The sequence below is a fragment of the Solwaraspora sp. WMMA2080 genome (assembly GCF_027497395.1).
Taxonomy (GTDB): Bacteria; Actinomycetota; Actinomycetes; order Mycobacteriales; family Micromonosporaceae; genus Micromonospora_E.
In genome coordinates this window covers 5,659,123-5,675,311 of record NZ_CP114910.1, presented here as the reverse complement: position 1 = coordinate 5,675,311, position 16,189 = coordinate 5,659,123, and the positions used below count along the sequence as shown (strand labels likewise).

At 71.7% G+C, this 16,189-nt stretch carries 15 protein-coding genes; 4 read left to right on the top strand and 11 right to left on the bottom strand.

All coding sequences use genetic code 11. From position 1 onward, the window contains the following. The first annotated feature begins 38 nt into the window (after nt 1–38). Nucleotides 39–1,031: an acetylxylan esterase gene (locus O7543_RS26025; RefSeq protein WP_281551460.1), complete on the top strand. Its 993-nt coding sequence runs from the start codon at nt 39–41 to the stop codon at nt 1,029–1,031. 46 nt (nt 1,032–1,077) lie between these two features. On the opposite strand, the gene O7543_RS26020 is transcribed toward O7543_RS26025, so the two are convergent. From O7543_RS26020 to O7543_RS26010, 3 genes are all read right to left on the bottom strand, one after another. Further along, a complete protein-coding gene (locus O7543_RS26020; RefSeq protein WP_281551461.1) occupies nt 1,078–1,317 on the bottom strand; it encodes a hypothetical protein in 240 nt (79 codons plus the stop codon). After that, nucleotides 1,304–1,765 carry a helix-turn-helix domain-containing protein gene (locus tag O7543_RS26015; RefSeq protein ID WP_281551462.1) on the bottom strand — a complete coding sequence of 154 codons (462 nt, stop codon included), beginning with the start codon at nt 1,763–1,765 and terminating at the stop codon, nt 1,304–1,306. The genes O7543_RS26020 and O7543_RS26015 overlap by 14 nt, the downstream gene beginning before the upstream one ends. A 78-nt stretch (nt 1,766–1,843) precedes the next feature. Next, entirely contained in the window at nt 1,844–2,536 is a 693-nt protein-coding gene (locus O7543_RS26010; protein ID WP_281551463.1) for an ElyC/SanA/YdcF family protein, read from the bottom strand. A 74-nt stretch (nt 2,537–2,610) separates the two neighbouring features. Here O7543_RS26010 and O7543_RS26005 point away from each other — a divergent pair, with 74 nt between their 5' ends. Then, complete coding sequence (locus O7543_RS26005; protein ID WP_281551464.1) at nt 2,611–3,993, top strand: PQQ-binding-like beta-propeller repeat protein; 1,383 nt, start codon at nt 2,611–2,613, stop codon at nt 3,991–3,993. Nucleotides 3,994–4,048: 55 nt separating this feature from the next. On the opposite strand, the gene O7543_RS26000 is transcribed toward O7543_RS26005, so the two are convergent. From O7543_RS26000 to O7543_RS25970, 7 genes are all read right to left on the bottom strand, one after another. Beyond that, on the bottom strand, nt 4,049–5,083 hold the full coding sequence (locus tag O7543_RS26000) for an iron-siderophore ABC transporter substrate-binding protein (protein ID WP_281551465.1): 1,035 nt from the start codon (nt 5,081–5,083) through the stop codon (nt 4,049–4,051). Between the two features lie 74 nt (nt 5,084–5,157). Next, the gene (locus O7543_RS25995) at nt 5,158–6,213 is read right to left on the bottom strand and encodes an iron chelate uptake ABC transporter family permease subunit (RefSeq protein ID WP_281551466.1); all 1,056 of its coding nucleotides are present in this window, start codon (nt 6,211–6,213) and stop codon (nt 5,158–5,160) included. After that, a complete protein-coding gene (locus tag O7543_RS25990; RefSeq protein WP_281551467.1) occupies nt 6,210–7,280 on the bottom strand; it encodes an iron chelate uptake ABC transporter family permease subunit in 1,071 nt (356 codons plus the stop codon). Before O7543_RS25990 ends, O7543_RS25995 begins: the two co-directional genes overlap by 4 nt. A gap of 3 nt (nt 7,281–7,283) precedes the next feature. Then, a complete protein-coding gene (locus tag O7543_RS25985) occupies nt 7,284–9,524 on the bottom strand; it encodes a glycoside hydrolase N-terminal domain-containing protein (RefSeq protein ID WP_281551468.1) in 2,241 nt (746 codons plus the stop codon). Between the two features lie 23 nt (nt 9,525–9,547). Then, a complete protein-coding gene (locus tag O7543_RS25980) occupies nt 9,548–10,450 on the bottom strand; it encodes a nucleoside hydrolase (RefSeq protein WP_281551469.1) in 903 nt (300 codons plus the stop codon). Between the two features lie 276 nt (nt 10,451–10,726). Continuing rightward, nucleotides 10,727–11,707: a sulfite exporter TauE/SafE family protein gene (locus O7543_RS25975; protein WP_281551470.1), complete on the bottom strand. Its 981-nt coding sequence runs from the start codon at nt 11,705–11,707 to the stop codon at nt 10,727–10,729. Between the two features lie 148 nt (nt 11,708–11,855). Then, entirely contained in the window at nt 11,856–13,274 is a 1,419-nt protein-coding gene (locus O7543_RS25970) for a GH1 family beta-glucosidase (protein ID WP_281551471.1), read from the bottom strand. Nucleotides 13,275–13,602: 328 nt separating this feature from the next. Between O7543_RS25970 and O7543_RS25965 the strand changes: the two genes are divergently transcribed. Both O7543_RS25965 and O7543_RS25960 read left to right on the top strand, forming a co-directional pair. Beyond that, complete coding sequence (locus O7543_RS25965; protein ID WP_281551472.1) at nt 13,603–14,289, top strand: phosphodiesterase; 687 nt, start codon at nt 13,603–13,605, stop codon at nt 14,287–14,289. Nucleotides 14,290–14,483: 194 nt separating this feature from the next. Beyond that, a complete protein-coding gene (locus tag O7543_RS25960; protein WP_281551473.1) occupies nt 14,484–15,683 on the top strand; it encodes an RtcB family protein in 1,200 nt (399 codons plus the stop codon). Between the two features lie 112 nt (nt 15,684–15,795). Here the strand turns inward: O7543_RS25960 and O7543_RS25955 are convergent, their stop codons facing one another. Next, nucleotides 15,796–16,041: a hypothetical protein gene (locus tag O7543_RS25955; RefSeq protein WP_281555821.1), complete on the bottom strand. Its 246-nt coding sequence runs from the start codon at nt 16,039–16,041 to the stop codon at nt 15,796–15,798. Nucleotides 16,042–16,189 lie beyond the last annotated feature (148 nt).

Below are 16,189 nucleotides of genomic sequence, written 5' to 3'. Positions count from 1 at the left end.
GCATTTGTCCACCGTGCATCTGTCTCCTGGGAGATTCAATGCCCTCGTTTGATCTGCCGTTGCCGCAACTTGCGACGTACAACCCATCTGTGGTCGAACCAGCCGACTTCGCGATGTTCTGGAAGTCGACCCTGGACGATGCCGCCAGCCGTGAGGTGCTGATCGACGTCCGCTTGGAGCCAACGGACCTGCGCCTACTGGACACCTGGCAGGTGACGTTGCGCGGGTTCGGCGGCGACCCGGTCAACGCCTGGTACACCCGCCCGGCCGGGGTGGACAGGCCGCTGCCGGCGGTCGTCGAGTATCTCGGCTACGGGCGGGGCCGGGGCCTGCCGCATGAACGGCTGATCTGGCCGGTCGCCGGCTACGCGCACCTGTTGATGGACACCCGCGGCCAGGGCGACCAGTACGGCAACGGCGGGGACACCCCGGATCCGCACCCCGCCACGGCCGGCGGCCCCGGGCCGGTGACCCGGGGGATCCTCGACCCGGCCGACTACTACTACCGCCGGCTGATCACCGACGCGGTCCGCGCGGTGGCTGCGGTGCGTGCGCTGCCCGGCGTCGATCCGTCCCGGGTGGTCGCGGCCGGCAACAGCCAGGGCGGCGGGCTCGCCCTGGCGGTCGCCGGCCTGGTCGACGACCTGGCCGCGCTGATCTGCACCGCGCCGTTCGGCTGCCACTGGCAGCGGGCGATCGAGATCACCGACAACGAGCCGTACGGCGACATCGCCCGGTACCTCGCCGTGCACCGCGACGCCGAGCCGGCGGTACGCCGCACCCTGTCCTACTTCGATGGAGTGTCGTTCGCCCGCACCGCGGTGGCTCCGGCGCATTTCGGTATCGGGCTGCGCGACACCACCTGCCCACCGAGCACGGTTTTCGCCGCGTACAACCAGTACGGCGCCGGAAACGGGCGTTTGGAGCCACCGGCTCGGGAGATTCACCCGTATCCGTTCAACGGCCACGAAGGCGGTGAGTCGGAGCAGGTCCGCAGACAGTTGCGCTGGCTGCACGAACTGTTCCACTGAAACCGTCACCGGACCGGAGCAACAGTTCCACTCGAACCTCTGCCAGCTAGTCGAAATCCCGTACCATTGCATCGCCGAATGCGGCGTTCATGAAGACAATTCGGCGCTCGACCGCGTCCGACGGCTGCATCGGCAGGTTCCGGCGCACCTCATCGAGGATCAGGTTCGACCAACGCGGGACGTAGAGCTCTTCCTCCGCGAGCCGGAGTAACAGATTACACAGAGCAATGGGGATGAGGACGTTGGCATCCAGGATAGCGGTGAGCGGCACGCTACGCGACGTCACGCTCGTCAGAGTTTGCCGGAGTGCCGTACATCCCGGAATCCACCGCATCCGCAGTCATCTCGGCTAGCAGTTGGCGTCGCGCGTGGCTCCGCTGTTGCTTGTAAGCGAGCAGACCACCTAGCGGAATCCGCCGGGAGGAGTTGGGTCTGGAATAGGGGATCTCCCCATCGTCCAGCAGCTTGATGAGAGTCGGCCGGGACACACCGAGCAGCTCAGCCGCTTCTCTTGTGGTCAACTCCTGGTCGACCGGCACAATTGCCACGCCCCTCCCAGAGGCAAGCACCTGCACCAGACGCGCGAATACCTCGCGCATCGACCCGGGAAGCTCCGTCTCGATGCCGTCGCGAACCAGCGCCAGCTCACGTCCCTCGGCCGTCTCGAGCAGATCAGCAAGTCGCGCCAGCTCCGCGCGCTCGTCCAGACCGGGCACAATCGCATCCCCGTTCATGGCCCTCCTCTACGCTCTCAGACCATCAGCATCGCGCGAAAGCGCAAGAAGTGCAACCCAAAACCGACATATATGCCGTTAGTCGCGCAGGGCGTCGTCGAGGCTGGTCTCGGGTGGGCCGGGCAGCGCCGGATCCCGGCCCACCAGCACGTCGTACGCGGCCTTGACCGAGGCAAACCGTTCCCGGAACGCACCCCAGCGCCAGGCCCGCTCGAAGCGGCGTACCGAATCGTCACCGACGCCGACCGCGTCCACGCCGACCCGCCGGCAGACCGTGACCGCCCGCTCGATGTGGAAGCTCTGCGTCACCACGATCGCCTGCTCCACGCCGAAGACGCGGCGCGCCCGCAGGCACGAGTCGTAGGTGTCCAGACCGGCGTGGTCCTGCACGATCCGGTCCGCCGGCACGCCACGATCGATCAGCCAGCGCCGCATCGCGCCCGGCTCGTCGTAGTCCCACTCCCGATGGTCGCCGGAGACCAGCACCGCCCGGACCCGGTCGGCTTCGACCAGCCGCCGGGCCACCTCCAGCCGACCGGCCAGGAACTCCGACGGCGTGCCGTCCGGCCGGACCTGCGCCCCGAGCACCAGGGCGACCGGAGCGGCCGGCACGTCGGCCAGCTCGTAGACATGCTCGGCCGCCGACGCGCGGACCCAGTAGCCGCTGCCGGTGACCAGCAGCGCGACCGTGACCGCCGCCGCCGCGCAGACAACCAGTTTGCGGCGCAGCCACCTGGTTCGACGGGTCGGATGAGCCGGGGCGTCGTCCATGCCGTAATTATGGTCGACGGGCACGTCGCGCCCGCCGCTGGACACCGGCCGCGACAGGGAAGAGTGTGGAGCACATGGTCATCGAGCTGGGTCTGGCCAGCCACCCCGAGGCGCCGCCGCAGGCACCGGCCGGACGCTGGTGGCGGACACCACGACGGGTACGGCTGGCCGCCGGCCGGGCCCGTCCGCTCGCCGCCGTCGCCGGCCTGGCGCTGCTGGCCGGCCTGTCCGGCGCGGCCCCGCCCAGCGGCCCGCTGCTCGTCCAGGTCGCCAGCCATCAGGTGAAGGCCCGGGACATCGTGCTCGCCGGGGACCGGCTGCTGGTCACCTCGGCTGCCGCGCAGGGCGCGGCGACCACCTGGCAGTTGTCCGCGTACGGCGTACCGGACGGCGCGCTGCGGTGGACGGTACCGTTCGACTCGGCGAGTTGGCGGCTGCGCCAGGTGCGCCGGACCGGTGACGTGGTGCTGGTCGACCCGAGGTCCGGTCCCGGCACCGGCTCGACGGTCATCCTGGACGCGCAGACCGGGCAGACCCGGTGGGTGGCACCGGACGGGCTGGTGCTGACCGACGACGGGCGTACCGCGCTGATCGACGAGCCGGACGACGCCGGCGCCACCTCGTCGACGCTGCGTGCGGTCGACGTGGCGACCGGCGACGAGCTGTGGCGGGCCGACCTGTCCGTGCCGACCGAGGTGCTGGCCGGGACCGCCGGGCAGGCGCTGCTGGTCGGCACCGACGGCCGGGCCCAGGTACGCGACGGGCGCGACGGCACGATGCTGCGTACCGCCGATCTGGGTGAGGTGTCCCGGCCGGACACCATGGCCGGCACGCTGCTGCTGCGCCAGTGGCGCGGCGGTGAGCTGGGGGTCACCGGCTACGACCCGGCGACGTTGCGGCAGCTGTGGCACCGGCCGGTGCGGTACGGACCGGGCCGGATCACCGGGTGCGGCGAGCTGATCTGCTTCCCGGACGACACCCGGATCGAGGCGGTCGACCCGTTGACCGGCCGGACGGTGTGGCGGGTGCCGGCTGACCTGGTGGTCGACTTCGACAGCTACCTGGTGGCGTACAGCGTCTCGGCCGACGGCGGGTCCGGCGCCGCAGCGGACGGCGACGGTCGCGGGTATCCCGCGTCGGTGGCGGTGGCGGATGCCAGCGCCGAGGCAGGTTCGGGCAGCGGGCGGATCATCGACCCGCGGACCGGGCGGACCCTGCTGCCGTTGAGCGCCTGGGAGATTGAGTTGGAGGGGCGCGGCGACGCGACGTTCGTCGGCTACCGGCAGCTGACCGAGACCGGACCGGCGTGGCTTGCGGTACTGGCGCCGGCCGGTCCGGAGACGGTACGCATGGTCGGTAGCGTTCCCGGACCGGTCGGCGGCTGTGTCGGCGACCGCGGCACGATCGTCTGCCGGCTGGGTGCCGACGCGATCAGCATCTGGCACTACGAGCTCTGACCCGGGGGGCCGGGCCGGCCCGGGTCAGGCGAACCGACCCGGGCCGGGTAGCCGTTCAGGAAGCGGCGTCGACCTTGTCGGCGGCTTCGGCGAGTGCGGCGACGTACTCGTCGAGGCCCCAGGTGACCGACAACGCGGTGGGCGGCGACACCGAGGCGATGAACTCGGCACCGACCAGCGAGGCGACCGCCCCGGACCGGATCTGCGGCATGGTCTGGGCGGCCTGCGAGGACAGGAACGCGTCCTGTTCCTCCTGAGTGGTGGCGAACGACACCAGCACGTCCGAGGTGAGCTGGTCGAGTTGCTCGTAGCTCATGGTGAAGTAGAACGTCGACTCGTCGGTGCCGAGGTCGTTGACGCTGGGCGCGCCGGTCATCCCGAGGTCGAGGGCGAACTCGACCCGCGGGTCGGCCTCCTTGTAGACGTAGAAGGTGCCGGCGGAGTCCCAGACCATGGCGACGCTCTTGCCGGCCAGTTGCGGGTTCTCCTCAGCCTTGTTGGCGACCCGCGCGTCGATGTCGTCCAGAAGCGCCTGTGCTTCGTCGCTCTTGCCGAGCGCGGTGCCGACGGTGGTGACCAGGTCACGCCACGGGGTGGCCCACGCCTCGCCCGGGTAGGCGACCGTCGGCGCGATTTGACTGAGCAGGTCGTACTGTTCCTGGTCGATGCCGGAGTAGACGGCGAGGATCAGGTCCGGGTCGGCTGCGGCGATCTCGTCGAACGGCGGATCCTGGGCGTCCGGCAGTACGGTGGGCACCTCGGCGCCGGTCTCGTCGAGCTTCTCGGCGATCCACGGCAGTACGCCGTTGGCGTCACCGCCGTAGCTCTGGAACGGGATGGCCACCGGCACCACGTCGAGCGCGATGGCGGCGTCGGCGCTGCCCCATCCCCAGGCGACCACCCGGGTCGGAGTGTCCTCGATAGTGGTCTCACCGAGGGCGTGCTCGATGGTCACCGGGAAACCGGCCGAGCTGCCACCGGTCGCGGGGTCATCGGCGCTGGAGTCGTCGCCGGAACCGCACGCGGTCAGGCCGATGGCGAGGGCAAGCGGAGCGGCGAAAAGGACGCGGCTGAGTTCTCTGCTGATCACTGTCTCTCCTACGAGCGCGGGGTCGTCCGCGAAGGTCAGCACATGCAACCACGGCTAAGTTAGGTTTGGCTAGCCTATGTAATCCTGGTTACCGAGCCGTGATTCCGGCCGGCGGTGGCGAGCAACCACAGCAGGTACGGCCCGCCGATCACCGCGGTGACGATGCCGACCGGGGTCTTGATGTTGCCGGGCAGCAGGTGCTGGGCGACCAGGTCCGCCCCGGTCACCACCACCACTCCGACCAGAGCGGCGGGCAGCAGCACCGGGGCGCCGGAACGCATCATCCGCCGGGCGATCGGCATGGCGACGAACGCCACGAACGCGATCGGCCCGGTCACCGCGGTCGCCACCGCGGCGAGGGCCACCGCGATCGCCAGCAGACTGATCCGGCTGCGCTCCAGCCGCACCCCCAGGCCGGTTGCGGTGTCGTCGCCGAACTGCAGCAGCCCGAGCGCCGGACGCAACGCCAACAGCGCCGGGGTCAGCACGCCGAGCAACGTCGCCAGGACGGCGATCTCCGGCCAACGGGCGCTGCCCAGGCTGCCGACCATCCACGACAATGCCATCTGCGCCTCGCGTACCTCCCCCCGGGTCAGCAGGTAGCCGAGGACACCGTGCGCCATGAACGCGGCGGCGATGCCGACCAGCACGAACCGGTACCCGGTCAGCCCGCCCCGCCAGGAGAGCAGGTAGACGGCGGTCGCCGTACCGGCCGCACCGACGAACGCGGCGACCGACACGCCGAGGCTGCCGGCGCCCAGCATGACCAGCGCGAACACCGCGGCGGCGCTGGCCCCGCCAGTGACGCCGATGATGTCCGGGCTGGCCAGCGGGTTGCGCAGCAGGGTCTGGAAGATGCCACCGGCCAGGCCGAACGCGGCACCGGCCAGAATCCCGGCGACCAGTCGGGGCAGCCGCAGGCTGAGGATGATGAAGTCGTCGCGGCCGTCGCCCTGCCCGATCAGCGTGCGGAATACCCCGTCCACCGAGATCCGGTAGGCACCGAGACCGAGGCTGAGCAGGGCGAAGACGGCGACGACCCCGACCAACCCGGCCAGCACGACGGTGGTCCGGCGGCGTTGGCGACGCCGCAGCCGGCCCAGCGCGGGAAGCCCGAGACCGGCGGTCACACGCTGGCCAATCGGGAGCGGCGGACCAGGGCGATCAGCACCGGTGCGCCGAGGAAGGCGACGACCAGGCCGGCCTCGACCTCACCGGGCGGGGCGACCAGCCGGCCGAGCACGTCGGCCGCGATCAGCAAAGCGGCACCGAGCACCGCGCTGTACGCGAGGATCCACCGGTAGTCCGGCCCGGTCACCCAGCGGGCGGCGTGCGGCACGACCAGCCCGACGAAGACGATCGGTCCGGTGAGCGCCGTCGCCGAGCCGCAGAGCAACACGGTCGCGGTCATGATGACCGCCCGGTCCCGAACCACGTGCTGGCCGAGCCCGTGGGCGACGTCGTCGCCGAGGCTGAGCGCGTTGAGCACCCGGCCGGAGACCAGCGCCAGCAGGGTGCCGACGGCGATGAACAGCAGCACCGTACGGGCGGTGTCGAGGTCCCGCCCGACCAGCGAGCCGACCTGCCAGAACCGGTAGCGTTCCAGGGTCTGCAGGTTGGTCAGCAGCACCAGGGTGATCAGCGAGGTGAGCACGGCGGTGAGCGCCGAGCCGGCGATGGCGAGTTTCACCGGAGTCGCGCCGTCGCCGCCCATCGACCCGATGCCGTAGACGAGCAGCGCAGCGAGGGTCGCGCCGCCGAACGCGAACCAGATGTAGCCGGCGGTGGTGCCGATGCCGAGCCAGGTGATCGCGACGACGACGGCGAGCGAGGCTCCGGCGTTGATGCCGAGCAGCCCAGGGTCGGCGATCGGGTTCCGGGTCAGTCCCTGCATGAGCCCGCCGGAAAGTCCGAGTGCCAGACCGGCGAGCAGTCCGATCACGGTCCGGGGCAGCCGCAGGTCCCAGATGACCACGTGGTCGTTGACCGCCGGGTCGCGGTCGACCAGCGCCTCGACCACCACCGGCAGCGCGATGTCGCGGGATCCGAGGGCGAGGCTGGCGAAGACGGTCAGGGCCAGCAGCAGTACGGCAACGAGCAGCCCACCAAGCCGCCGACGTGTCGTAAAGCTACGACCACTTTGGGTAACATCCCGTCCGACACGCTCACCCCGACCGGCCCGAAGTGAGGTAAGCATCGCCTAAGTATGCAGGGAAAGCTCCACCGGCTCATCGGCGGGCAGGTCCACCGCCCTCGCACCGTACGGGCTGCGTACTGCCACCTGTTGGCTGAGCGCCGAGCGGAGCCGGACCCGCAGCGTCGTGGCGTCCCAGGTCAGCTCCTCGACGGTGATCCGGCCCCGGCAGGTAACCCCGCGCAGGGTGCCGCCGGGCAGCTCGCCCGGCCAGGCCGGCAGCAGGTGCAGCGACCCGGGGCGCGAATCGACCAGCATCTCGATCAGGACGCCGGGCAGCGTGTGCACGGCGTCGGCGTTGTACGTCTGCAGACCCGGGTTGTGGGCGCTCATCAACGACCGGAAGAACATGTCCGCGCAGATGATCTTCCGCAGGTTGGCGGCGGCCCGGTCGGCGTCGCGCAGCCGGGCGGCGACCAGCGCACGGTGCAGGCTGCCGTGCGCGGACAGGTTCTCGTCGCCGCGTACCGCCAGTGCCCGGTGGGCCGCGCGGGCCAGCTCCGGGGTGCCGTCCGGGGTGATCTCGTGCAGCGGCCAGACCGGGTAGAGGTGGCTGATGTGCCGGTGGTCGTCGTCGGCGCGGTATCCGGGCCACGCCCACTCGGCCAGCGCGCCCCGCTCGTCCACCAGGTATCCGGGCAGCCGCGCGGCCAGATCGGCCCACCGGGGCGCACCGGTCAACCCGCCCGCGACCCGCATCGCGTGCCGGGCGGCGGCGATGTCCATGGTGGCGTTCACCGCCGGGTAGACCGGCTCGTCGTGCTCGTCGGGCGGCCCGGTCTCGGCGGAGAACGACGGCACGATCATGTACCGGCCGTCGTCGTCGACCCGGGTCAGAAAATCCTCGAAGAACTCGGCCGCCTCGACCAGCCAACCGGCCACCTCCCCCAGCGGCTCCCCGGTGACCAGGTGGTGCTCCCACAGCGGGTACAGCAGCCAGTGCGCGCCGGGCAGCCAGGCCGGCCAGGGCCACTCGTCGCAGAAGTGGAACAGGTGCCCGTGTTCGCCGTCGGTGCGCCCCGGCGCGAGCAGGCCTCGGCCGCCGTACACCGCCCGCGCGTTGCGTCGCCAGTCGTCGACCTGGCCGGCGATCAACCGTCGGTGCGCAGCGGTCACCTCCGGCAGCGCGCCGATGTTCGCCCCGGACAACTGCAAATTCAGGTTGGCGTCGGTGGTGAAGTCGCCGGCCCAGGCGGCGTCCCAGGAGCCGAGCCAGAGCCCGGTCAGCCGGGGCGGCAGCGCCCCGCTGGAGCTGATCAGCAGGTACCGGCCGGCGTGGAACAGCCGTTCCAGCAGCGCCGGTGACAGTCGCTGGTCGTCGGCGCGCTGGGCGTCGAGCAGCTCACCGACCGGACGGCGCCGGTCGGCCTCGTCGACCCGCAACCGCAGCTCGACCCGCTGGTACATCGGCCGGTGCAGGGCGACGTGCCGAACCAGCAGCCGCTGGTAGTCGGCGCCCGGCTGCTGATCGGCCAGCCCGGCGAGCCGCGCGTGCAGCACCCCGGTGCCCCAGCCCGGCGCGTCGTAGCGGTCCAGCACGGTCAGCGCCAGCGCGTCCCCGCCGATCAGGATCCGGTCGCCGAGGATCTCGGTGTCGCCGGTCACCAGGGTCAGTCCTTCGAAGCCGTACGCCCCGAGGCCGGCCGGATAGCTGCCCCGGACCCGCAGGAACGCGTACCCGTCGCGCCGGTAGGCGGTGATGTCGTAGCTGACGTCGGCCGGCCGGCCGGGCAGGTCGCCGGTCGCGCCGAGCAGGCATGGGCCGGCAGCCAGCCGGACCACGGCGACCCGGTCCGCGCGGGAGACGAAGGCTTGCCGGGTTCCGCCGCCGGCCCACCGCACGGTGATCTCACCGGTGGTGAAGTCAGTGGTACGCAGGTAGTCGGCGGGCAGCGGCGCCGGCTCGGCGGCCCGGCCAGCCGGCGCGTCGACGGTCAGGTCGTCGACGGTCAGCGCGTAGCCGGGGTGGAACGACTGGGTCCACTCCAGCTGCCGGCCGGCGGCGAGCAGCCGACCGGCCTCGGTCCGTCGGCCGGCCAGGATCAGGTCCCGGACCTGCTCGATGACCCCCGCCAGCTCCGGTGGCCGCAGGCCGCGGGTGCCGTTGGGCAGCACGAACCGGTGATGGTCGACCACGATCCGTTCGGCGGTCGGGTCGCCGTACACCATCAGCCCGTACTCGCCGTTGCCGGTGAGGAACGCGTCTTCCCAGCGCGCCGCTGGCGCCGTGTCGTCGATCCGGTGCATCGGATCGACCTTAGCCAACGTCTTCAGCCGTACGCGAGGGTCAGCTTCGCGTACAGGTCCTCCAGCACGAACCGGGAGTCCACGCGGTGGTAGACCCGAATCGTCCGCGAGCGGTCCTGCCGGTGCTGATAGCTCAGATCGGGCCGGACGATCGGTGCCGGAATCTGGCGGTGATCCATCCAGTGCTCGTCCAGCAGCACCCCGACGGCAGGGGAGTCGCCGAGGACCCACGACTCCCCTGCCGGCCAGTTCGCATTGTCACCCATCGCGTCGTTGAATTCGACGAGTTGCCGGAACAGGTACGCACCGACCGGCCCACGCGGCGCCACCCGGACCGCGAGTTCGCTGAGACCGACCCGCATCATGCCGTACGCCGCGTTGGGGATCTGCCACAGCTCCACCTCGGAGTCGAACACCTCGTTGGCGGCGTCGACGTCGTTACCCAGGTTGAACTCGGCACCACCGTCCGGGTACGGGCCACCGCCGATCCAGACGGCGGTCAACCGCCCGGCAATCCTCGGCTCGACCCGCAGCGCGGCGGCGAGATCGGTCAGCGGCCCGAGAAAGGCCACGAACAGCGGCAGTGGATCGTCGCGCATGGCTTCGGCGACGATCAGGTCGACCCCGGGTGCTCCGCCGACCGCGTCCCGCAGCGGACGGCTGACCCCAGCGGCCACCGGCGGCGGAGCCGGCAGTCGCATCAGCTCCAGCAGGTGGTGGATCTCGGCGACGCTGGCGGCAGCGGTGTCCAGGCCGTTTCGGACGCCGAAGTGCGCGCCGACCAGCCCGCGCACGTCGAACCGGGGGGTGAGCAGTGCGTGCACGATCGCGTACTGGTCGTCGGCCTCATTGCGCGCGTCGCTGTCGACCACCAGCCGGATCCGCTTGGACCGCGGCACGGTGAGTGGATGTCGCCGAGAGTCCATCTGGACATAGTGTCAGCCGGCGGCCCGAACCGTAACTGTGTCGGGTAGCCGTTGTGGACGGGACGGGGCAGAGAAAAGCAGGTGCGTTCGAGGCGAGATCAGCCGCTGCGGAGTGTGGTGCTGACGACGGCGCTAACGGGGTGCGGTACCGCACCGGCGGAGCAACTGTGGCAGCCGCCGGGCGCGGCCGGCGGGCAGGTCGCCGCCGCAGAACCACCATCATGATCAACCTGCGCCGCTGGCTGCAGACCACTGATCGGGACGGTGTTCTGACCGTCACCGGCCGCCGACCCGCAGCGGTTCGGACCGGTCGGCCGGCCGGTCCGGCTCACGCAGCTCGGTACGGGCCAGCGCGGGCAGGCCGTGCCGGCGGCGGGCGGCCATCCAGCCGAGTGACCCGGCGACCACGACGGCGGCGAGGGCCACCAGCAGCGGGATGTCCGGCACGCCGAGCAGTTTCATGGCGCTGGCCAGCAGTACCAGGGTCAACGCCCGGCGGACCAGGCCGCCGGGTGCCCGCGACGACAGTTGTGCGCCGAGCCACGCGCCGGGCACCGCGCCGAGCAGCAGCGAGGTGGTCAGGTCGAGGCGGAAGTCACCGAAGAGCAGGTGCCCGACGGCGGCGGCGATCACCAGCGGTACCGCCTGCACCAGGTCGGTGCCGACGAGAAAGGCGGGCCGCAGCAGCGGGTAGAGCATCAGCAACGCGATGATGATCAGCGAACCGGAGCCGACGCTGGTCATCCCGACGATCAGACCGCCGACGGCACCGATCAGCACGGTGGGCAGCGGCCGGGCCCGCAGCGCCGGCTCGGCCGGTGCGGCATCATCCGCGCGATGGTCTGCGGCGCCGGCCCGGCGGCGGGTGGCGTGCTCGGCCATCCGGGTGTAGGTGCGGAAGACCAGACCAGCGGCGGCCAGTACCAGCGCCACCCCGAGCGCCACCTTGATGCCCTGCTGCAGTCGCTCGCCGTCGCCGAGCGAGCGCAGCAGCAGGACGCCGGCGAACGCGCTCGGCACGCTGCCCAGGCAGAGCCAGCCGACCAGCGACCAGTGCACGGTACGCCGCCGGATGTGCACCAGCCCGCCGACCGGTTTCATCACCGCGCTGACCACCAGGTCGCTGGAGACGGCGGCGAGCGGCGGCACGCCGAAGAAGATCACCAGCATCGGGGTCATCAGCGCCCCGCCGCCCATGCCGGTCAGCCCGACGATGATCCCGATGCCGCAACCGGCCAGCACCAATACCCAGTCCACCCTGTCGAGGGTGCCGGACCGGACCGGCAATGTCTAGCATGTCGATCGGAATTATCAGGTCGATAGGTGAACCGAATCCGGGCAGTTCGCGGTCAGCGGCTGGCCGGCAGTGCCGGGGCGACCGGCACCACCGGGCCGACCGGCCCGATCAGCGGGCGGTCGGCAGCGCGTTAGCGGCCACCACCCGCCGGTACCAGTGCGCGCTCTCCTTCCAGGTACGCCGCATCGTCTGCCGGTCGACGTGCACGATGCCGAACGTCTTGCCAAACCCGTGCGCCCACTCGAAGTTGTCCATCAGCGACCACACGAAGTACCCGCGCACGTCGGCGCCGCCGTCGATCGCCTCGGCCACCGCGGTCAGGTGCCGGTGCAGGTAGTCGACCCGGCGCGGGTCACGGACCCGGCCGTCGTCGTCGAGCACGTCGTCGAACGCCGCCCCGTTCTCGGTGATCATCATCGGCAGCCCCGGGTAGTCGCGGTGCAGCCGCAGCAGCAGCTCGGTCAGCCCGGTCTCGTCGATGTTCCAGCCCATCTGGGTGTACGGGCCGGGCTGGGTGACGAACTCGACGTCGGTGACACCGATCCACGGCGAGGCCGCCCCGTCGGCGTGCCCGTCGGCGGTCGACCGTGGCGACACCCCGTCCCACTGGCGGACCAGCACCGGGTTGTAGTAGTTCACCCCGAGCAGGTCCAGCGGGGCGTGCGCGGCCGCCTCGTCGCCGTCGCGCACGAACGACCAGTCGGTCACCGCCGCGGTGTCGTCGATCAGGTCCCGTGGGTACGCCCCGTCCAGCATCGGCCCGAGGAACGCCCGGTTGGCCAGCGCGTCGATCCGGCGTACCGCCTCGGCGTCGCCGGGCGACTCGCCCCGCACGTGGTGCAGGTTCAACGTCACGCTGACCCGGGCCGCCGGGTCGATGCCCGCCCGCAGCGCGCGTACCGCCAGACCGTGGCCGAGGTTGAGGTGGTGCACGGCGGCCAGCGCGGCGGCCGGCTCGGTACGCGCCGGGGCGTGCACGCCGGAGCCGTAGCCCAGGTACGCCGAGCACCACGGCTCGTTGAGGGTGATCCAGGTGTGCACCCGGTCGCCGAACACCTCGCCCATCCGGCCGGCGTACTCGGCGAACCGCTCGGCGGTGTCCCGGTGCGGCCAGCCGCCGGCGTCCTCCAGCTCCTGCGGCAGGTCCCAGTGGTAGAGGGTGGCGACCGGCGCGATCCCCCGGGCCCGCAGCCCGTCGACCAGCGCCGAGTAGAAGTCCACGCCCCGCTGGTTGAGCTGGCTGCCGGCCCCTGGCAGCACCCGGGACCAGGAGATCGAGAACCGGTACGCGCCGACGCCGAGCTCGGCGAGGATGTCCAGGTCCTCCTCCAGCCGGTGGTAGTGGTCGCAGGCCACGTCACCGGTGTCGCCGTTGGTGACCAGACCGGGGGTGTGCGCGAAGGTGTCCCAGATGGACGGTGTGCGGCCGTCCACCGCAGCGGCCCCCTCGACCTGGTACGAGGCGGTCGCCGTACCCCAGAGGAAGTTGCCGGGAAAGACAGGGCCGGACGGTAATGATACGGACATGTCGGGATTCTCCTTACGCGCTGAGCACGATCTCAATCTGGCGGGTGTCCGGGTCGGCGGTGACCCGACCGCCCGCCTCGGTGGCCTCCGGGCAGGGCCTGTACCGGACACCCGCGTCGGCGACGCCGCACGATCAACAGGCTCCAGCATGCCTGCTGGTCGCCGATCCGACGCGGCCGGACCCGGCGACGGACCTGGCAACGGACCCGGCCGGCCGGTGAGCGCCGCAGCTGGCGGCCGCCGGGAGCAGCAGCCGGGAGACCGGCCGGACAGCCCTGACGCCGACCATCGGCGGTAGATCGCCCCGAACCTGGGTACGCCTTTCGCCGTGACCTTCGGAGCCTGGCTGGCGCATGTGCGGGGCGGTCGGCTGCTGCACCCGCGCGGCTGCTCGTTCACCGGCGAGGTCCAGCTCTGGGGCCCGCTCGCCGACTGGTTCCTGCCAGCGGGGCGCTGGCCGGCCGTCATCCGGTTCTCCCGGGGCACCCCGACCCCGCCCGGCTGGCCGGACATCCTCGGCCTTGCGGTCCGGATCCAGGTCCCGGACCGCCCGGTCGACCTGCTGGTGTCCAGCGCCGGCCGAGCGCCGGTCCTGCGCCACCTTCCGCTACCCCGGCGCGACTTCGCCACCACGTACGGCAGCATCCTGTCGTTGCGGCACGGTCGGCACCGGATCTACCTGGCCGCGTTTCCGGCCGCCCCGGGTCGCCTCGGCGGCGCGGTCGAGCAGCTCGCCGAGGTCGCCGCCCGTCGCCCAATCGTGCTGCGGCTGGCGGCGGCCACCGCCACCAGTCACTGGCGGACGTTCGGTCGGATCGACGTCGGCGAGCCGCTGCCGTCCGCCGTTGACGCCGCCCTCGCCTTCGACCCGACCGGTCACCCTCCGCTGCGGCTGCGAACGGGTGGGCTGATCCAACGGCTCCGTACCGTCACCTACGCCGCCTCCCGGCGCGCCCGGGGCGCCCGCACCGACGACAATCCGATTGTCGCCGCCGGTCAGCGGCCGCTAGCGTGAGCGGCACCGTGACGACCGAGGAGCGACCGATGCGACCGCTGGCGAAACCTGCCACCGCCCGACGAGGCTGAGCCGCGCCCACCGGCAGTCCCGCTGATCCTCGCCGATCCCTCCGGCGATGCACGCCGGTCCCTTCCCGGTGCCGCCGGCCGGCACCGGATCACCGTCGCGTTTCCCCTACCGAGGAGTTTCCGATGAGTCATGCCCTGCTGCCCGGGACCCGGGCCCCGGTCAAGGTCTGGACCGATCCGGCGACCATCGAGCCGCACGCCAGCCAGCAGCTGCGCAACATCGGCACGCTGCCGTGGGTGCACGGCGTCGCGGTGATGCCCGACGTGCACTACGGCAAGGGCGCCACCGTCGGCTCGGTGATCGCGATGCGTCAGGCGCTGGCCCCGGCGGCGGTCGGCGTCGACATCGGCTGCGGCATGTCCGCGGTGCGGACCAGCCTGACCGACGCGCAGTTGCCGGACGACCTGGGCGCGCTGCGTACCGCGATCGAGGCCGCGGTCCCGGTCGGCTTCCAGGCCCGCGACACCCCGGTCGACCCGCGCCGGGTGCACGGTCTGCCGACCGCCGGCTGGGACCGGTTCTGGTCCGGCTTCGCCGGCCTGCACCCCGGGGTCGCCGCGCTGGAGTCCCGGGCGCAGCGTCAGCTCGGCACGCTCGGCGGCGGCAACCACTTCATCGAGGTCTGCGTCGAGCAGGGCGGTCCGGACGCCGGCCAAGTCTGGCTGATGCTGCACTCCGGCTCCCGCAACATCGGCAAGGAGCTGGCCGAGCGGCACATCGCGGCGGCCCGGAAGCTGCCGCACAACGCCGACCTGCCCGACCGCGACCTGGCGGTCTTCCTCGCCGACACGGCGGAGATGACGGCGTACCGGCGGGACCTGGCCTGGGCGCAGGAGTACGCGGCCCGCAACCGGGCGGTCATGCTGGCGCTGCTCTGCCGGGTGCTGCGCACGGCGGTGCCGGCGGTCCGCTTCGACGAGCCGATCTCCTGCCACCACAACTACGTGGCCGAGGAGGTCTACGACGGGGTGCCGCTGCTGGTGACCCGCAAGGGGGCGATCCGGGCCGGGCGGGGCGAACTGGGCATCATCCCCGGGTCGATGGGGACCGGCTCCTACATCGTGCGGGGTCGGGGCAGCGAGGCGGCGTACTGCTCGGCGTCGCACGGTGCGGGTCGGCGGATGTCGCGGTCGAAGGCGAAGAAGACCTACACCGTCGACGACCTGGCCGAGCAGACCGCCGGGGTGGAGTGCCGCAAGGACGCCGGTGTGGTCGACGAGATCCCGGCGGCGTACAAGGACCTGGACCAGGTGCTCGCCGAGCAGGCCGACCTGGTCGAGGTGGTGGCGCACCTGCGGCAGGTGGTCTGCGTCAAGGGTTGACCACCGGATGGGCGACCGGGGCGCGCACCGGGGCGGGCCGACCCTCCCAGCAGGGTCGACCCGCCCACGATGTTTCCTGTCGACAGTGGTTGCTATCGACGGTCGGTCGGGGTCATGTTCGACAGGTGACCGTCGGCCAGGTCCAGTTGCCGCCGTGCATGATCGTCACTCCGAAGTTGTTACCGCTACCGTTCGGCCTGGCGGTGATGTTCCCGGTCGTGCCGCTGACCGAGGCGTTCCAGCTGTTCTGCAGGCTCTGTCCGCCGTGCAGGCTGAGGGTGACCGTCCAGTTGCTGACGTTCTGCACCGAGACGTTGAGGTTGAACCGGTCGCCGAACTGCTGGCCGGCCGACAGCACGGCGGTGCAGTTGCTCTGGCCCGGGTCACCCGGGTTGCCAGGGTTGCCGGTCGGGGACGGTCCGGGGTTGCCGCTGCCGCCCCCCAGACGTTGATGTCGGAGCTCCCCTGGCTCTGGTAGCCCTCGGTCGCCATCACCTGGTAGCTGT

What these genes read in the sequence shown, in the direction of transcription:
- O7543_RS26025 (WP_281551460.1), top strand. Translation starts at nt 39, where the DNA reads ATGCCCTCGTTTGATCTGCCGTTGCCGCAACTTGCGACGTACAACCCA.
- O7543_RS26015 (WP_281551462.1), bottom strand. Translation starts at nt 1,765, where the DNA reads ATGAACGGGGATGCGATTGTGCCCGGTCTGGACGAGCGCGCGGAGCTG.
- O7543_RS26010 (WP_281551463.1), bottom strand. Translation starts at nt 2,536, where the DNA reads ATGGACGACGCCCCGGCTCATCCGACCCGTCGAACCAGGTGGCTGCGC.
- O7543_RS26005 (WP_281551464.1), top strand. Translation starts at nt 2,611, where the DNA reads ATGGTCATCGAGCTGGGTCTGGCCAGCCACCCCGAGGCGCCGCCGCAG.
- O7543_RS25990 (WP_281551467.1), bottom strand. Translation starts at nt 7,280, where the DNA reads ATGCTTACCTCACTTCGGGCCGGTCGGGGTGAGCGTGTCGGACGGGAT.
- O7543_RS25985 (WP_281551468.1), bottom strand. Translation starts at nt 9,524, where the DNA reads ATGCACCGGATCGACGACACGGCGCCAGCGGCGCGCTGGGAAGACGCG.
- O7543_RS25980 (WP_281551469.1), bottom strand. Translation starts at nt 10,450, where the DNA reads ATGGACTCTCGGCGACATCCACTCACCGTGCCGCGGTCCAAGCGGATC.
- O7543_RS25970 (WP_281551471.1), bottom strand. Translation starts at nt 13,274, where the DNA reads ATGTCCGTATCATTACCGTCCGGCCCTGTCTTTCCCGGCAACTTCCTC.
- O7543_RS25960 (WP_281551473.1), top strand. Translation starts at nt 14,484, where the DNA reads ATGAGTCATGCCCTGCTGCCCGGGACCCGGGCCCCGGTCAAGGTCTGG.